Below are 17,929 nucleotides of genomic sequence, written 5' to 3'. Positions count from 1 at the left end.
ATGAAAATGACAATGCGATGGTTTGGTAGTGAAAATGATAAGGTGACACTTGAAAATATCCGACAAGTTCCGGGTGTAACAGGGGTGGTCGGAGCCTTATATGACGTGCCAGTTGGTGAGGTGTGGCCAGAAGAGAAAATCAAAGCACTAAAAGAAGAATGTGCTGCCTCTGGCATGGAGCTTGAGGTAATCGAGTCAGTGAACATTCACGATGACATCAAAATTGGCTTGCCAACTCGTGAACGTTATATTGAAAATTACAAGCAAACAATTCGCAATCTAGGAAAATATGGCATTAAAGTAATTTGCTACAATTTCATGCCAATTTTTGACTGGATTAAGACGGATATGGAGTATATTTTGCCAGACGGTTCTAAAACAATGGCATTTGAGCTTGCAGGGATTCAAAAATCGCCAGAAGAAATTGTAGAGGAGGTATTGAGTAATTCAAATGGGAATATTTTGCCGGGCTGGGAGCCAGAACGTTTGGCACACGTGACGGAATTGTTCAAGGCATACGAAGGAGTCGATGATACAAAACTTCGTGAGAACTTGAAATATTTCCTAGAGGCAATTATTCCAACGTGTGAGGAAGTAGGGATCAAAATGGCGATTCACCCAGATGATCCACCGTATTCTATTTTCGGTTTGCCACGTGTGGTGAAAAATCGTGAGGATTTAGACTGGATTTGCAATGCAGTAGACTCCAAATCAAACGGCATTACATTTTGTGTTGGCTCAATTGCTGAGGGACCTGAAAATGACGTTTATGAATTGTTGGCAGAATTTGCTAGACGTGATCGTATTCCATTTGCTCACGTTCGCAATATCAAAATCATCGAAAACAAAGATTTTTACGAATCTGCTCACCTTTCAACAGAGGGAAGTTTGGATATGTATAAAGTCTTGAAATCTTTATATGACAATGGTTTTGACGGTTACATTCGTCCAGATCATGGACGATTTATCTGGGGTGAAACAGGAAGACCGGGGTATGGATTGTACGATAGAGCAATCGGAGCAAGCTATATTTTAGGTCTTTGGGAATCTCTTGACAAATCAAGTAAGCAAGGGAAGTGATGAGATGTTCTTAGATGAAAATTTTCTTTTAGAAAATGAATGGGCAATACGTCTTTATCACAACTATGCAAAACATCAGCCGATTATAGATTATCACTGTCATTTAGAGGCAAAGGAAATTTATGAAAATCGGATGTATGAAAACATTACACGCTTATGGTTGAATGACAATGGATTGGGTGACCATTACAAATGGCGATTGATGCGAACAAATGGCGAAGATGAGCAATTTATCTCTGGTGACGGAGAGGACGAGGAAAAATTCCTCGCCTTTGCTCGCACGCTAGAAAAAGCGATTGGGAATCCAATTTTTGAGTGGAGTCATTTGGAGTTGCGACGTTATTTCGGAATTGAAGATGTCTTAACGGAAAAGACGGCGGCGAGTGTGTGGCAGAGGGTAAATGAAAAGGTTCACACAGATGATTGTCGACCTCAAGAGTTGCTCAAAAAAATGAATGTCAAAGCACTTTGCACGACAGACGATCCAGCGGATACTTTGGAATATCATCAGAAGTTAGCTGAAGTTTATGAAGAGGTGCAAATCAAAGTGTTGCCAACGTTTCGACCGGACAATGCGTGGAGTATTCAAACGAGTGATTACCCTAACTATATCGCTCGTCTAGCCAAAGTTTCCAACCGAGAAATTCAGAGTTTTGAAGAGTTAAAAACAGTGTTAGCACAACGTGTGGACTTTTTCCATGAAGTCGGTGGACGTTTGAGTGACCACGGGTTGAACAGTTTCTATTTTGAACAAGCAACAAGTGAAGAATTAGAAAATATTTTCGATCGGGCAATCAAAGGAGAAACGGATTTTACCGCTAGTGAACGTGCGAAATTTACCACAGCACTTCAACTTCATCTGATGAAACACTATGTGAAAAAAGGTTGGACGATGCAACTTCATCTGAACGCATTTCGCAATGATTCAACGAAAATGCAAAGAGAAATTGGGATCAATGTTGGAGGAGACTCCTCTGGGGATCAACCAGCGATTACCGAACATTTGGTGAAATTGCTTGCGGTAGCTGAAGAAGAAAACGCACTACCGCGTATGATTTGTTATTCATTAAATCCAACGGATTGGTTACCACTTGCCACAGCACTTCAAAGTTTCCAAGGTGGTATGGTGCAACGCTTGACGTTTGGTGCAGCATGGTGGTTTAACGACACACGTGAGGGTATGATTACTCAATTAATCACTATGGCACAGCAGTCCTTGCTTGGCAATTTTGTCGGAATGCTTACCGACTCAAGAAGTTTCCTAAGCTACCCACGACACGAATATTTCAGACGCATTTTGTGCAATTTGATTGGAGAATGGGTAAATAGAGGACAGGTACCTGAAGATGAAGAATTTTTAGGGAAAATTGTTGCCGATATTTGTTATGGAAATGTATCAAAACAACTTGGGATTTAGGGTTCCCAATGTTCTTTTCGTGTAGGTGCTCTCTAAAAATTCTGTAAGTGAGTTTTTAGAGAGAACCATAAAAATGTTTGTGAAAAAATAGGGAAATTCAATATTTATTTTATACGAAATGCCTTCGTGTAAAATCATTTGTGAAAAATGGAGAAAACTTATGAAGAAATTTTATTTAACAATTGTAACGCTTATGTTGTTAGTGGTTTCAGGTTGTGGTGCTTCAAAGGATAAAGCAGATGCGAGTCGAGTTTATACTTTGAAAATGTCCACACAATTGAATGAAACTCACCCGATTGTCGAAGGATTAAAAGAGTGGTCTAAGCGAGTAGCGGACAAAACAGACAGTCGTTTAAAAATCGAAATTCTTCCTTCTGGTCAATTAGGAACAGATGAAGACATTATCGAGCAAGCAATGCTTGGTGTGAATGTGGCAATTTTAACAGACGGTGGTCGTATGAGTGACTATGTTCACGATATTGGAATTGTCGGAATGCCTTATATCGGAGATAATTATGACGATATGAGAAAAATCACGGAAACGACAACGTTTAAAGGTTTTGAAAAAGAATTGACGAAAAAAGCAGGTATTTATCCGATTGCTTTCAATTGGTATGACGGACCAAGACATTATTTGACCAATAAACCAATCAAGGAACCAAAAGACTTGAAGAGTGAACGGATTAGAACGCCGTCGGCACCAACATGGAGTGTATCTGTTTCAAAAATGGGTGGAACGCCAATCAATATGCCTTGGTCTGAAACGTACAACGGGATTCAATCAAAAGCAGCAGACGGAGCAGAGGCACAATACACTGCAATTTACACTTCTCGAATGTTTGAAGTTGCTCGATACGTCAACAAAACAGGTCATTTTCAACTACTAAATGGAATTATTTGCGGAGAAAAATGGATTAAAACTTTACCAAAAGAGTTCCAAGAAATTCTCATTGAAGAATGTAAAGCAACAGCAGCAGACAATGCCAAATATGTTGAGTCTAAGCAATTAGAATATGAAGACTTGATGAAAAAAGAAAAAGTTGAAATTATTACACCTGATGTAGAGGCATTCAAAAAGGCAAGCGAGGAATCCTATAAAGAGTTAGGATTTGAAGATTTACGAAAACAAATATGGTCAGAAATTGGAAAGGGACAGTAGGTGGAAACATGAAAAAAATAGGTGAAATTCTAACGAAAATCGAAGAATTGTTTGTCGCCTTTGCGTTGGCGGGCATTACGTTTCTCATCTTTATTCAGGCGATTATGCGGACAATCAAAATGCCGATTAACTGGGGACAAGATGTAGCGTTGTTACTTTTCCCTTGGGTAATTTTCCTTGGTGCAGACTTAGCTTTGCGTGAAGCGGACTTCGTATCGGTAGATATGATTACAAGATATTTCCCGAAAGCCATTCAAAGTTTTTTCTACTACTTGTGGTATGCGATGATTTTGGTCTTTTTAGGAATTTTAGCAGTCAATGCCTTTCCAATTATGCAAGCAAACTCAGATAGAATGTTTTCTACTTTGGGTATTAGCTACAATTGGGCGGTCGTCAGCTGTCCAGTCGGTTCAGTCTTGTTGATTTCGACGATATTGATCAAATTATACAACCGAATTGTGCATCATAAAAAAGCGGAAGTGTTAGGAGGAGAGTTTTAATGGGCTTAGTATTAATTGCGTTAATTTGTTTACTATTACTCGGAATGCCAGTTGCGTTTTCCATTGGGATTGCAGGAACGCTTTATTTTCTATCGGTACCTGATGTTCCTCTTGCGATTGCGACACAAAAAGTTGTTGCCTCAACGCAAAGTTTTACTATGTTGGCAGTTCCTCTGTTCATTTTCGCAGGGAATTTGATGAACAATACGGGAATCACGAAAAAATTAATTGAACTATCCAATGTCTTGACAGGGCATATGTATGGTCATTTAGCACAAGTATCTTGTGTACTTTCCACTTTAATGGGGGGAGTATCTGGTTCAGCCAATGCAGATGCGGCAATGCAGTCAAGAGTATTGGGACCAGACATGATTAAGCAAGGGTACAGTCGTGGATATGCAGGTGCGGTAAACGGTGTTTCTTCACTGATTACAGCGACGATTCCACCAAGTATGGGCTTGATTATTTATGGAACAGTTGGAGGTGTATCTATCGGGCGACTATTTGCGGCGGGAATTTTACCGGGTATTTTGATGATGATTGCCTTGATGATTACCGTTCGATTTACAGCGAAGAAAAGAGGCTATGTGCCAGATCGCACGGCAGTTGCTAAGCCAAAAGAAATCGTAAAAGCTGGTATAGATAGTATTTGGGCATTGATTTTCCCGTTTATCTTGATTGTAGGGATTCGTTTTGGTTTCTTTACACCAAGTGAGTCTGGTGCGTTTGCGGCAATGTATGCAATTTTTGTAGGGGTATTCATTTACAAAGAATTGACTTGGTCAAAATTCCTAAAAACGTTGAAAGACAGTGCTCGTGACGTTGGGGTTATCATGTTCTTAATCTCACTTTCTGGAATTTTTGGTTATGGAATTGTCTATGATAGTATTCCGCAAAAAGCAGCGGGATTCTTGGTAGGTTTGACGGATAACAAATATATCTTGCTTGTTGTCATTATTGGCTTGTTGATTGTTTGTGGAATGTTTGTAGAATCAACAGTTGTAACGCTTTTGCTTACACCAATTCTTTTACCGATTGTGGTGAATTTAGGAGTAGATCCTGTTCAATTTGGACTTATCATGATGACCATTGTTACCATGGGAATTATTACGCCACCTGTTGGAATCGCCCTTTACACCGTCTCGAGTATTATGGAGACGAAACCTGAGGCAGTAGCAAAAGAAACCGTACCGTTTATTTTCGCAGTAGTCGTCGTCGTGCTTATCTGTGTGTTTGCCAAAGATTTGGTACTGCTTTTACCAAACTTAATGTTCGGGAAATAATACGTTAAAGGTAGTGTAATCGAAAAAAACTACTAGCGACTCTCCCAAAAAAAATTTATTCTGTTATAATGGTAAATGTGAACTATACAGAACTCAAAAAATGGGAGAGGCTATATAGTGAAATCAATATTTTTTACGGTTGGGCGTATGCTTCAAGGCTGGTTTTATCTGGGCGGATAAAACAAGACTGGAGTGTACGCTTTTTCTTTAAAAGTATCTTTAAAACAAGAAAACGAGGTGAGGAAATGGCATATCAAGCATTGGAAAAATTTCGCTCGGTAGAAGAAAATTTACAGCAATATGAAGCGGAAAAACAAGCAAATGCTGAAAAGGTTTTGACAAAAGCACGAGAGGATTTACTTCGAGAAATTGACGATGAAAAAGCTCGATTAAATGAAGAATACGAGCGGGAAAAAGAGCAAATAGCACAAGAAATTTCAGCACTACGTCAGAAAATTATAACGAAGCAAAGTGCAGAAAAAGAAAAGCTGAGCGAGCGACTTTCGCAAAACAAAGAGGCAACGATTCAGCTGATTATAAAGAGGGTGAAAGAATTCTATGGCAATTAGTAAGATGCAAAAACTTTCGCTTGTCGCAAGAGAAGAGGATTTGCCACATTTGACCAAACTTCTGCAAGAACTTCAAGCTGTTGAGATTATTGATAGCAAGCAAGAGGAAGAATTTGCTCCGATTTTCGAGCGATATTTTGATGAGGAATTACAAGTCAATTCGCTTGAGATTTTAGAGGACAAGATGAATGAGGTCGAAGAAAAACTCTCTAGCGTACAGACGGCGATTACGTTTATTCAGCGAAACGGTAAGCTGAAAAGTAAAGAGGTAGGCTTAAAACGAGTGTCTTTGTCGCTTGCAGAATTAGAGGCACAGGTCAATTTGAACGAAATTCACCAATTGCTAGAAGAGATAGCAACTTTGGAGCAGAAACGGCAAAGGCTTGAGCAAGAATGTGACGAATTGCAAGAAAAAGAAAACACGATTGGTGTATGGCGAACACTTGACATTGACCCGAAAAAAGCAAAAACACTCCAATACGTCAATGCAAATGTTGCAACTGTGGACGCTATGCTTTTTGATGAAATGCAACAATCTTTGTCAACAAAGCTTTCTCACTACGAGTTAGAAGTCATTCGCCTAGGGAAACAAGAAAATTCTTTTGTTCTTTTCACGTTGAAAGAAGAGGAGAGTGTGGCAAAAGAGATTTTACAACAAGTTGGTGTGCAGGAGTTTTCTTACAAGGAAGACGGAGTGCCAACGCTGGTTTATGAAATATTAGAACGCACACGATTGGATAGATCAAACGAATTGCAAGAGTTATACAAACAAGTACATCAATATGCAAAAGCACTACCTGATTTGTTCAAATATGAGGAATTGTTGCTCGCCAAAGTTGCACGTATTGAGGCAGAAACAATGATGTTGACGACAGGGCATGTGACGTATATGGAAGGTTTCTTGCCGCTTGAGAAACAAGAGGCATTTTACACACAACTTGATCCACTTGTCAAAGCGAAACGAGTGTGGATTGAAGTGTTTGATGAATTGCCAAAAGAAATTGAGAAAATTCCTGTTTTGTTGAAAAACGGACGATTTGTTCGACCGTTTGAAAAGCTGACAGAAATGTACGCTTTGCCGAAATATGATGAAATTGATCCTACACCATTTATGATGCCTTTCTATTTTGTTTTCTTTGGCATGATGGTAGCAGATATTGGGTATGGATTGGTATTATTTTTGGCAACGATGATTGCCAAGAAAGTGATGGTTTTCCCTCGTGGAATGAAACAATTCATCGACTTTTTCCAAATTGTTGCCATTCCGACGATTCTTTGGGGATTCATATACAGCTCATTTTTCGGAGCTGCACTGCCTAAGTCGCTCTTTGGCATTTCCTTGCCGTTTCCAATTATTTCGACAACGGAAGATGTCAATACGATTTTGATTGTTTCACTTGCACTCGGGTTTATCCAAATTTTGACTGGTTTAGCCTTATCGAGTGCCTTGCACATTCGCAAAAAGGATTATTTGCAAAGCGTGGCTGACGGATTTGCTTGGCAAGGGATTTTGATTGGTGCCGTTCTTGCAGTGCTTGGTGCAGTAGCACTTCATCTTCCAATTTTGGTAACGATTGGTGCGGTTCTTGCAGGAGTATCAGCGTTCTCCATTTTGCTTGTCCCAATGTTGAAAACGAAAAACAAAGTGACAGGATTTGCAACAGGACTTTACAATTTATATGGAATTTCAGGATATATCGGTGATTTGGTGAGTTATACTCGTCTTATGGCACTTGGAATTTCAGGTGGGAGTATCGCTGCAGCATTTAACTTGCTTGTAGGCTTTATGCCCCCAGTTATGCGGTTTACCATTGGGATTTTATTGTTGATTTTACTACAATCACTCAATTTATTCCTTTCCTATTTGAGTGCTTACGTGCATAGTGCAAGGCTCCAATATGTAGAGTTTTTCGGTAAATTTTATAATGGTGGCGGCAGAGCATTCAGTCCACTCAAACCGAAAGAAAAACACGTGAATATTTCACAAAAAGAAAAATAAAAAACACAATACAATTAAAAAAACGGAGGATTACAAAGCAATGTTTGAATATTTAACAACACACAACGGTGGAATGGTTTTATCATTTTTCGCAATGGCAGTAGCCACAATTTTTTCAGGAATGGGTTCAGCAAAAGGTGTCGGAATCGCAGGTGAGGCAGTAGCAGCACTTACCACAGAGCAACCAGAAAAATTTGGTCAAGCACTGATTTTCCAACTTTTACCGGGTACGCAAGGACTTTACGGTTTCGTAATCGCCTTTATGATTTTCATCAATGTCAATGCAAGTATGCCACTTGAAAATGGTCTTGCGTTTCTTGGTGCGGCACTGCCAATTGCCTTTACAGGACTTACTTCAGGTGTAGCACAAGGACGTGTTGCAGCAGCTGGTATTCAAATTCTTGCAAAACGACCTGAGCAAGCAACGAAAGGGATTATTTATGCGGCAATGGTTGAAACGTATGCAATTTTAGGTTTCGTTATCTCTTTCCTTTTAGTGTTCAACGTGAAAGGATAAGACTATGAATGATACATTAGAAACGATGGCAAATGCGATTGCCACGAAACAAAAAGAAGAAATAGATAAACGCATTGATGAAGAAACTCAAGCGGCACAAGAAAAACTCAATCGTGAGCGTGAACAAGCACTTTTACAGTTAGAAAAAGTGCAAGAAAAACGCAAACTGGAGTTGTCGCAAATGAAAAAACAACAAATTCAACGTTTGCAATTGGAAGAACGCCAAGCTCTTCTTGGTGAAAAACAAGTGGCATTGGAAGAAATTTTCTCACTTTCTGGCGAAGAATTGGAAAAAATAAGTGAAGAAGAATTTCAAGAGTTGGTTTTTCATGCACTTGAAAATGTCAAAGAACTCGGGCAAGCAGAACTTGTTTTTGGGGAAAAATCTATCGGAAAATTTTCTGAAAACAAATTGACAGAATGGAATCAAGCACATCAAGGAATGTTTGTTTTCAGCAAGGAAAGTTATCCGAAAGAAGCAGGATTTGTGATACGAAAAGATGGAATTGAGTATAATTTTCTTTTTGCCTCGCTACTACGTGAAGTCAAGGAAAAAGAGTTGTCAGTCATTTCACAGCGACTTTTCCAAGAATGAAATCAAGAAGAATATTTGTAGAAATGAGGTGACAGAAAATGAATGATTTAGCATACAGTCAGGTGAATACGATTGTTCGCATGAGAGAGTTGGAACTTTTGAGCAAAGAAGTGTTTGAACGAATGCTCCAAGCGGATTCTTTAGAAGAATTGCGTGAGGTACTTGCCTCTACTCACTACGCTCCGTTTGCACGAGAGGCGGATTTTATCGAAAATATTGACCGGTATTTAATGCAAGACATTGGTGAACTTTTTGAGGATTTGTACGCTCTTGCTCCAGATAAATGGGTGCTTTCGATTTACACACAACGCCTTACGTTTCACAACATCAAATTGGCGATGAAATCAAAAGTGACAGGTGTAGATTATGAAGCATTTGCTACACCAGACGGAAGTTATCCATATAGCGAAATCACACGTGCAGTCAATACAGGGACTTCTTCTGTACTAGAACCAGAATTTATGAGTGCCATTCAGGAAGTCAATGATTATATGGAGAAAGAGCAGCAACCAAGAGGAATTGATTTATTGCTCGACCGTCATTTTTTCTCTATGCAGCTTGAAGTGGCGAAAAAAAGTGGCTCGAAAGAACTGATGAGAGAAGTAATTGCTTTTGTCGATTTGATGAATTTGTCAATTGTCGAGCGTGCGATTCGCAACCAAGAAGGTGTCAACTTAATGCGTTCCGTATTAGTGGACGGTGGTACGTTTTCAAAAGAGGAGCTAGTAATGCTTTCACAAAAAGAAATTGGAGAATTTGCTCGCTTTGTTTTGGAAACACCATTTAAAGAATTTATTCAAACCGAGTCAGAAGATGGGCTATGGAAAAAGCAATTTTCTGTGTTAATGGATGATTATTTGACAGGAATTTATCAGAATGCTTCAACCGTAGCGTTTGGTCCACTGCCATTATTGGCACTTTTGAACGCAAAGGAAATTGAGCAAAAAAACATTCGTTTGGTTGTCAAAGGAATGAGGAGCTTTTTGCCAATTGAAAGTATTCGTGAAAGGATGAGAGGGATATGAGTCAAAAAATTGCAGTAATTGGCGATAAGGATTCCATTTTGCCCTTTCGTCTGTTTGATTTCGATGTCTATTATGAAACAAAAGAGGAAAAAGTTCGCAAATTGATTCGAGAATTGCAGGAAAAAAATGTGAGTATTATTTTCATCACGGAAAGTGTCGCAATTGGTGTAAGTGATGTCATTGAAAAATTAGAAACAGAAATGACACCAGCGATTCTTTTAATTCCGAACATTCAAGGGAGCCAAGGAATTGGGCTTGCCAAAATTCAGGAAAATGTCGAGCGAGCAGTTGGGCAAAATATATTGTAGTACAAGGGAAAAATTGAGTGCTAAAAAAGTGAAGAAATTTACTTTTTGAACGAGACTAAACGAAAGCAGGAAAAACGATTGAATACAGGAATCATTACAAAAGTTTCTGGGCCGTTGGTAGAGGCGAAAAACATGGCTCATGCAAGTATTCAAGATATTTGCTATGTGGGAGATGTCGGCGTTATCGGTGAAATTATCGAAATGCGTGGAAGTACCGCCTCTATTCAGGTATATGAGGAAACAAGTGGAATAGGACCGGGTGAAAAAGTAGAGACGACAGGGGAAGCCTTGTCCGTTGAATTGGCACCAGGGATTATTAGTCAAATGTTTGACGGAATTGAGCGACCACTAGATGTATTTTTTGAGCAAACAAAAAGTAGTTTCTTAGGTCGTGGGGTGAAAATTTCGCCATTAGACCATGAGAAAAAATGGCTGTTCACGCCGAAAAAATCAGTAGGTGAAACAGTTGATGCAGGAGATATTTTAGGAGTGGTACAAGAAACTCAAGCGATTGAGCATAGAATTTTAGTGCCACTTGGAATAAAAGGGGAAATCCTTTCTATTGAAACGGGCGAGTTTACAATTGATGAAATGGTTGCAACCATTCAAACGGAAGAAGGAGTAAAAGAAATTACCATGCTCCAAAAATGGCCTGTTAGAAAGGCACGTCCAGTGAAACAAAAGTTAGTGCCACAAGAGCCGTTGATTACAGGTCAGCGTGTAATTGATACATTTTTCCCAATTGCAAAAGGAGGAGCAGCAGCTGTTCCGGGGCCGTTCGGAGCAGGGAAAACAGTTGTTCAACACCAAGTCGCAAAATGGGCGAACGTAGATTTAGTTGTTTACGTTGGTTGCGGGGAACGTGGAAATGAAATGACGGACGTTTTGAATGAATTTCCAGAGTTAATTGATCCAAATACGAATAATTCGTTGATGGAACGCACGATTTTGATTGCAAACACGAGTAATATGCCTGTTGCAGCACGTGAGGCATCTATTTATACAGGGATTACGATTGCCGAGTATTTTCGTGATATGGGGTATTCTGTGGCGATTATGGCGGATTCTACGAGTCGTTGGGCAGAGGCACTTCGTGAGATGAGTGGTCGTTTGGAAGAAATGCCGGGGGACGAAGGGTATCCAGCGTATCTTGGGAGTCGTTTAGCAGAATATTATGAGCGTGCAGGAAAAGTGGTAACACTTGGAGGCGAGGAGCGTGTAGGAAGTATTACTGCGATTAGTGCCGTTTCACCGAGTGGTGGAGATATTAGTGAACCTGTTACCCAAAACACACTACGTGTAGTAAAAGTCTTTTGGGGATTGGATAGTTTACTTGCTCAAAAACGTCATTTCCCGTCAATTAACTGGTTACAAAGTTATTCGCTTTATTCAACGGAAGTAGGCGAATACTTGGACAGACAGCTTGGTGTGGAATGGGCGAGCAAAGTGACACGTGCGATGGAACTTTTGCAAAAAGAGGCACAACTAGATGAAATCGTTCGTCTGGTCGGAATTGACTCGCTTTCTGATAAGGACAAATTGACGTTAGAAGTAGCAAAATCCATTCGTGAGGACTATTTACAGCAAAATGCGTTTGATGACGTGGATACTTATACTTCTATGGATAAACAGCAAAAAATGTTGGAAAACATTCTCTACTTTGGAACAGAAGCTGAAAAAGCAATCGAAGTTGGTGCTTATTTCAAAGAAATCATGACAGGGACTGTAAAATTGCGTGATAGAATTGCTAGAAGTAAATATGTAGCAGAAACGGAATTGTCTAAATTAGAAGAAATTCATCAAGAAATTCAAACAACCATTCATGAAATCATCAGCAAGGGAGGTGCATAGCGTGCTAAAGGAATATAGAACCATTACAGAAGTAGTAGGACCTTTGATGGCAGTTGAGCAAGTTGAGGGTGTGAAATATGAAGAACTAATCGAAGTGCGAATGCAAAATGGAGACATTCGCCGAGGTCAAGTGTTAGAAGTTGAGGGCGACAAAGCACTTGTGCAAATTTTCGAGGGAACGAGTAATTTGAACCTTGCAGAATCTCGTGTTCGTTTTTTAGGTCATCCTTTGGAACTTGGTGTGAGTGAGGAAATGATTGGTCGAGTATTTGACGGTTTGGGACGATTGAAAGATAATGGGCCAGCGTTGTTCCCAGAAAAAATGCTAGATATTAATGGTGAAGTAATCAATCCAGTCGTGCGTGATTATCCTGACGAATTTATTCAGACGGGTATTTCTGCCATTGACCATTTGAATACGCTCGTTCGTGGGCAAAAATTGCCAGTGTTTTCTGGTTCAGGTTTGCCACATAAGGAACTTGCCGCTCAGATTGCTCGTCAGGCAACGGTATTGAATACGGAGGACGATTTTGCGGTAGTCTTTGCTGCGATTGGGATTACGTTTGAGGAGGCAGAATACTTCCTTGAGGACTTTAGGAAAACTGGTGCGATTGACCGAACGGTTATGTTCATGAATTTAGCCAATGATCCTGCGATTGAACGGATTGCAACTCCACGCATGGCGTTGACTGCTGCGGAATATTTGGCATATGAAAAAGGAATGCACGTGTTAGTCATTTTGACGGATATGACCAATTATTGTGAGGCATTGCGTGAAATTTCTTCTGCTCGTCGTGAAGTGCCGGGTCGTCGTGGGTATCCTGGTTATCTTTACACCAATCTAGCAACACTTTATGAGCGTGCTGGACGAATCAAAGGCAGCAATGGAAGTGTAACGCAAATTCCAATTTTGACCATGCCAGAAGATGACAAAACGCACCCAATTCCTGACTTGACAGGATATATTACAGAAGGACAAATTATCCTCTCTCGTGAGTTATACAAAAGTGGGATTACTCCACCAATAGACGTGTTGCCTTCTCTTTCTCGTTTGAAAGACAAAGGAACAGGTGAGGGGAAAACAAGAGTAGACCACGCACCAACGATGAACCAAGCGTTTGCAGCGTACGCTCAAGGAAAACAAGCCAAAGAATTAGCTGTAGTATTAGGTGAAAGTGCTTTGAGTGATACAGATAAAATTTATGCAAAATTCGCTGACCGTTTTGAAAGAGAATATGTTTCACAAGGGTTCACAACAAACCGAACGATTGAAGAAACGCTCAATTTGGCATGGGAACTGTTAAGAATGTTGCCAAGAGAAGAGTTAAAACGTATCAAGGATGAAATGCTAGACGAATTTCTTGAGACAGAAAAATGATTGACTTGACAAGAGAGGCGGTGGAAAAATGGTTCGATTGAATGTCAATCCTACACGTATGGAGTTGACAAAGTTGAAAAAACGTTTGTCAACGGCAGAACGTGGGCATAAGTTGTTAAAAGACAAACAAGATGAGTTAATGCGTCGATTTATCCTTATGGTGCGTGAAAACAACCAGATGCGTGAGCAAATGGAGGGAACGCTTGTTACAGCAATGAGAAGTCATGCACTTGCGGATGCTCTACTTCCTGAGCAATTTATCGAGGAGAGCATGGTCATTCCTGCAACAACGGTGGAAATAGAGGTTATCCCAAAAAACATCATGAGTGTTGAAGTGCCTAAGTTTCATTTTCAATATGACACAGAAGTAGCCGAAAAACCGTTAAGCTATGGCTTTGTCAATTCAACCAAGGAACTAGACGATGCGTACAAAAATATGACAGCACTTTTGCCAAATCTTTTACGATTGGTAGAAGTAGAAAAAACGTGTCAATTAATGGCTGCTGAAATTGAAAAAACACGCAGACGTGTAAATGCCTTGGAATATATGACGATTCCGCAATTAAAAGAGACAATTTCCTTTATTCGTATGAAACTAGAGGAAAGCGAACGTGCGGATATTACACGATTGATTAAAGTGAAAGAAATGAATAAGTAAGGCAATTTGAAAACGAATAGGCTAGGGTAGTCAAGATTCTCTGAATGAGAGAATAAATCTTTACCCTAGCCGTTTTTTTGTTTAACAGAAGGGAATTTAATGATAAAATAGAAACAAGACAAAGAAGGGGTATGAGGAGGAAAAAGAAATGAATGTTTACGAAATATTAGACAATCTTGGGATTTCTTATGAAGTGGTACATCATCCACCTGTTTACACGGCACATGAAGGCGACCTTTATATCAAGGGGAGAGAAGGTGTGAGGAGCAAAAATCTTTTTTTGACGAATAAGAAAAAGACAAAATTCTTTTTGCTCGTTATGGATGATAGCAGAAGGCTAGAATTACAGCACTTTGGCGAATTGGTTGGGGAAAAAAAGTTGAAGTTTGTTTCAGCAGAATTGCTTGAGCAAAAATTAGGTGTGCCAAAAGGAGCGGTAACAATTTTTGGCTTGTTGAATAATCCAGAAAAGGATATTCAAGTTTATTTAGAAAAGGAAATGATGAGCGAGGAAAAAATTTGTTTCTCGCCAAATGTCAATGACCAAACACTTTTTCTTTCGATAAAAGATATGATGAAATTTCTTGAACATCAAGGCAATCCTGTTCAAATAGTTGATTTACAGGCGGAAATCCTTGATTTTTAGAGTTTTTAGAGGTACCCTTATAAATTTGCAAGAGGAATAAAGAATTTTCTTTGTTCTAATTGTTTTTTATGGTAAAATATTGAATGTTTGTAAGTGAGTATTTATTGCCTAGAAATATGTGGCTGTAAAATAGAGAGTATTGGAGGGGAATCGTAGAATGAATCAAAATTTTTCACGGAAACATTTTCGTTTTCCCGTTTTTGATGATGAAGAAGGGGTAAAGCTTACTTCCTCAGAAGAGGAACGTATTCTTTTTGCAGGAGAAGAATTTATTTTCGGCTCCATTACGGATGACCGCACAAGCGAGGGGCTTTATCAGTCGATAAATGCAGAAGAATATGATACGATTTCTTTTGCGGACAATGAAAATACGGAAAATCATTACACGATGGACGTTCGTGGAATGAAGTTTGAAGAAGAACGTAAAAAATATGACGAGAGGTCGTTGCCACGTTTTCGTCAGACAGAAGAAAAAGTGAAAAGACGTGATGACATCAATCGTCGTCCGTACATTCCAGAGCAACGTGTAGGGCGAACATTTAAACGGGAAGAAGTCACTCCGCCAATGCCTACTATGCGACAGGCTCAAGGGAGTAATCTTCAGCCGAGACTTGCGAAAATTCGTGAGGAGATGAAACGAGAAAAACAGCAACCACTCAAGCAACAATATTCTGGTGGTCTGAGTCGTTTTCGTAAACGGAGTGAAAATTTACCACGTACAAAAGTGGCAACACTAGAAAAACCAAAATTTACAAAAGATGAATTATTTGACTCCATGAAAAAAGCACCAGAAAGCTATATTTTAATGGAAATTGACCCAAATGCTCCTGTTCATCAAGAGGAAAAACAAGGAGTACGTTCGTGGCAGGCACGTTCACCAAGGGTGAGTGCAAGTCAAACAAAACCAGTGATTACAGGAAGTAACAAAGAGGCAGTAAAGGGGACAACGCGATTTTCACAAAAATATCCTACACAGGATAAACCGATTTTCACGGGTCGCCCAAGGTTAAACATTGAAAAAAGTATCACAAAAGAGCCTTCACGTGCCGCTGCTGCTACGGAAAACACAAGAAAAAAACGGGCATTAGCACGTGATTTGACCTCTATCATGGAATCGGAAAACACGAGCATGAGTAAAATCGAGAAAAAATTGTTTGATAGAAATTAAATTTCAAATTGACGGAACGAAGGAGAAGGAAAATGAACAAGGAAACAACTTACTTTTTTATAGGTATTAAAGGAAGTGGCATGAGTGCATTGGCACTTGTCTTGAATGAAATGGGCTATAAAGTAGCAGGAAGTGACGTGGACAAACATTTCTTCACACAGCGTGGACTTGAAAACGCAGGTGTTGAGATTTATTCATTTGATGAAAACAACATTCAAGCAGGCTTTGAAATCATTTTAGGGAATGCCTTTAAAGAAGACCACCCAGAAGTTGTTCGTGCAAAAGAATTAGGCTTGAACATTCAGCGTTACCATGAATTTCTAGGGAAATTTATTGAAGGGTACACTTCTATCGGAGTGGCAGGAGCTCATGGGAAAACGTCAACCACGGGATTAATTTCACATATTTTCAAAGGAATTGTTCCAACAAGCTATTTGATTGGTGACGGAACAGGTCACGGTGAGCCAAATGCGAAGTTCTTTACATTTGAGTCGGATGAATATGAACGTCATTTTCTTCCTTATCATCCTGATTATTCGATTATTACGAATGTCGATTTTGACCACCCAGACTATTATACGTCGATTGATGATGTCTTTAGTGCATTTCAGTCGTATGCCAAGAATGTGAAAAAAGGAATTTTTGCTTACGGTGCAGACAAGTATTTGCGTAAATTAGAGGCAGATGTGCCGATTTACTACTATGGAACAGAGGAAAACGATGATTTCCAAGCGGTGAATATTGACCGCACAACGTCTGGTTCTACTTTTGAAGTGAAACACGAGGGAGAAATTATCGGCAAATTCCACGTGCCAACATTTGGAGAGCATAATGTGATGAATGCTCTTGCGGTTCTTTCAGTAGCATTCAAAACAGGTCTTGACATGAGAAAAGTGGAGCAAGAAATTCAAACATTTCCGGGCGTAAAACGTCGTTTTTCTGAAAAAATAATAGGAGAAACGGTTGTCATTGATGATTTTGCTCATCACCCAGCAGAAATCAAAGCGACACTTGATGCAGCACGCCAAAAATATCCAGACCGCAAAGTAGCAGCAGTATTCCAACCGCACACGTTCACTCGTACCATTGCTCTTATGGACGAATTTGCAGAAAGCCTAGAGCTTGCAGACGCAATTTATCTTGGCGAAATTTATGGCTCTGCACGTGAAACATCTGGTGATGTCAACATTGAGGATTTAGCAGCTAAGCTAACAAAAGGTGGCACTATCATATCCGAAGAGAATATGAGTAGCGTGCTAGAATACGAAGGCGAAGTTGTCGTATTCATGGGAGCAGGCGACATTCAAAAATTTGAATTTGCTTTCGAGTATTTACTAAGCAGAAGTTTACCGAATAAGCAATAATATTTACAGGAAAACTAGAGTTTTATAGCTCTAGTTTTTTTGTCAAAAAGTCAAAGAAAAAGGAGCTGTTTGCTTTTTTAGATAGAAAAAAATATTCAAATACAAAAAAATAAATAAAAAAGTAGATAAAAATATTAAAATGAAATGGGAAATAAACCAATATTATGAAACAAAGAAAGCAGGAAAATGAAAAGAACGGAAGTAATGAATAGAAAAAAATATACTTTTATATTTTTATCTAACAATTTCCCTAGTTTTTTTGTTTTTGTTTTCAAGGGAAAATGTTTGAGCATGACTAAGCTATTGATGAGGTTCCAACTTTTACGTTAGGAGAAAAAAACATTTACTTTCATTTTTAGGAAAGCGATTACTAAAAAAAACAAACGAGAAACCGATAAACGATCAAAGGTTA

17 protein-coding genes are annotated in these 17,929 nt (G+C 39.3%); all 17 read left to right on the top strand.

Going from position 1 to position 17,929, the window contains the following annotated elements; all coding sequences use genetic code 11:
• The 17 genes from uxuA (at position 1) to murC (ending at position 17,517) form a co-directional block, all read left to right on the top strand.
• The gene (uxuA, locus tag B5D30_RS00485; RefSeq protein WP_078806058.1) at positions 1 to 1,080 is read left to right on the top strand and encodes a mannonate dehydratase; all 1,080 of its coding nucleotides are present in this window, start codon (positions 1 to 3) and stop codon (positions 1,078 to 1,080) included.
• A 4-nt stretch (positions 1,081 to 1,084) separates the two neighbouring features.
• A complete protein-coding gene (gene uxaC / locus B5D30_RS00480; RefSeq protein ID WP_078806057.1) occupies positions 1,085 to 2,497 on the top strand; it encodes a glucuronate isomerase in 1,413 nt (470 codons plus the stop codon).
• A 160-nt stretch (positions 2,498 to 2,657) separates the two neighbouring features.
• Positions 2,658 to 3,656, top strand: coding sequence for a C4-dicarboxylate TRAP transporter substrate-binding protein (locus B5D30_RS00475; RefSeq protein WP_078806056.1), 999 nt, complete (start codon positions 2,658 to 2,660; stop codon positions 3,654 to 3,656).
• 8 nt (positions 3,657 to 3,664) lie between these two features.
• Entirely contained in the window at positions 3,665 to 4,156 is a 492-nt protein-coding gene (locus tag B5D30_RS00470; protein ID WP_159443146.1) for a TRAP transporter small permease, read from the top strand.
• Positions 4,156 to 5,439, top strand: coding sequence for a TRAP transporter large permease (locus B5D30_RS00465; RefSeq protein WP_078806054.1), 1,284 nt, complete (start codon positions 4,156 to 4,158; stop codon positions 5,437 to 5,439). The genes B5D30_RS00470 and B5D30_RS00465 overlap by 1 nt, the downstream gene beginning before the upstream one ends.
• A 245-nt stretch (positions 5,440 to 5,684) precedes the next feature.
• Positions 5,685 to 6,008: a hypothetical protein gene (locus B5D30_RS00460; protein ID WP_078806053.1), complete on the top strand. Its 324-nt coding sequence runs from the start codon at positions 5,685 to 5,687 to the stop codon at positions 6,006 to 6,008.
• Positions 5,998 to 8,007 carry a V-type ATP synthase subunit I gene (locus B5D30_RS00455; RefSeq protein ID WP_078806052.1) on the top strand — a complete coding sequence of 670 codons (2,010 nt, stop codon included), beginning with the start codon at positions 5,998 to 6,000 and terminating at the stop codon, positions 8,005 to 8,007. The genes B5D30_RS00460 and B5D30_RS00455 overlap by 11 nt, the downstream gene beginning before the upstream one ends.
• Before the next feature lie 40 nt (positions 8,008 to 8,047).
• Complete coding sequence (locus B5D30_RS00450; protein ID WP_078806051.1) at positions 8,048 to 8,524, top strand: V-type ATP synthase subunit K; 477 nt, start codon at positions 8,048 to 8,050, stop codon at positions 8,522 to 8,524.
• Positions 8,525 to 8,528: 4 nt separating this feature from the next.
• Positions 8,529 to 9,119 carry a hypothetical protein gene (locus tag B5D30_RS00445; protein ID WP_078806050.1) on the top strand — a complete coding sequence of 197 codons (591 nt, stop codon included), beginning with the start codon at positions 8,529 to 8,531 and terminating at the stop codon, positions 9,117 to 9,119.
• 38 nt (positions 9,120 to 9,157) lie between these two features.
• Entirely contained in the window at positions 9,158 to 10,144 is a 987-nt protein-coding gene (locus B5D30_RS00440) for a V-type ATPase subunit (protein WP_078806049.1), read from the top strand.
• Positions 10,141 to 10,452: a V-type ATP synthase subunit F gene (locus B5D30_RS00435; RefSeq protein WP_078806048.1), complete on the top strand. Its 312-nt coding sequence runs from the start codon at positions 10,141 to 10,143 to the stop codon at positions 10,450 to 10,452. The genes B5D30_RS00440 and B5D30_RS00435 overlap by 4 nt, the downstream gene beginning before the upstream one ends.
• 78 nt (positions 10,453 to 10,530) lie before the next feature.
• Positions 10,531 to 12,303 carry a V-type ATP synthase subunit A gene (locus B5D30_RS00430; RefSeq protein WP_078806128.1) on the top strand — a complete coding sequence of 591 codons (1,773 nt, stop codon included), beginning with the start codon at positions 10,531 to 10,533 and terminating at the stop codon, positions 12,301 to 12,303.
• Between the two features lies 1 nt (position 12,304).
• A complete protein-coding gene (locus tag B5D30_RS00425; protein ID WP_078806047.1) occupies positions 12,305 to 13,681 on the top strand; it encodes a V-type ATP synthase subunit B in 1,377 nt (458 codons plus the stop codon).
• A 28-nt stretch (positions 13,682 to 13,709) separates the two neighbouring features.
• Positions 13,710 to 14,339, top strand: a complete 630-nt coding sequence (locus B5D30_RS00420; RefSeq protein WP_078806046.1) for a V-type ATP synthase subunit D — start codon at positions 13,710 to 13,712, stop codon at positions 14,337 to 14,339.
• Positions 14,340 to 14,487: 148 nt separating this feature from the next.
• Positions 14,488 to 14,985 carry a prolyl-tRNA synthetase associated domain-containing protein gene (locus B5D30_RS00415; protein ID WP_078806045.1) on the top strand — a complete coding sequence of 166 codons (498 nt, stop codon included), beginning with the start codon at positions 14,488 to 14,490 and terminating at the stop codon, positions 14,983 to 14,985.
• Positions 14,986 to 15,142: 157 nt separating this feature from the next.
• On the top strand, positions 15,143 to 16,153 hold the full coding sequence (locus B5D30_RS00410) for a hypothetical protein (RefSeq protein ID WP_078806044.1): 1,011 nt from the start codon (positions 15,143 to 15,145) through the stop codon (positions 16,151 to 16,153).
• A 32-nt stretch (positions 16,154 to 16,185) separates the two neighbouring features.
• Positions 16,186 to 17,517, top strand: a complete 1,332-nt coding sequence (murC, locus tag B5D30_RS00405; protein ID WP_078806043.1) for a UDP-N-acetylmuramate--L-alanine ligase — start codon at positions 16,186 to 16,188, stop codon at positions 17,515 to 17,517.
• The last annotated feature ends 412 nt before the right edge of the window (positions 17,518 to 17,929 follow it).

This window comes from Pilibacter termitis, from assembly GCF_900167335.1.
In the GTDB taxonomy this organism is placed as follows: Bacteria; Bacillota; Bacilli; order Lactobacillales; family Streptococcaceae; genus Pilibacter; species Pilibacter termitis.
This window is presented reverse-complemented; position numbering and strand designations above follow the sequence as displayed.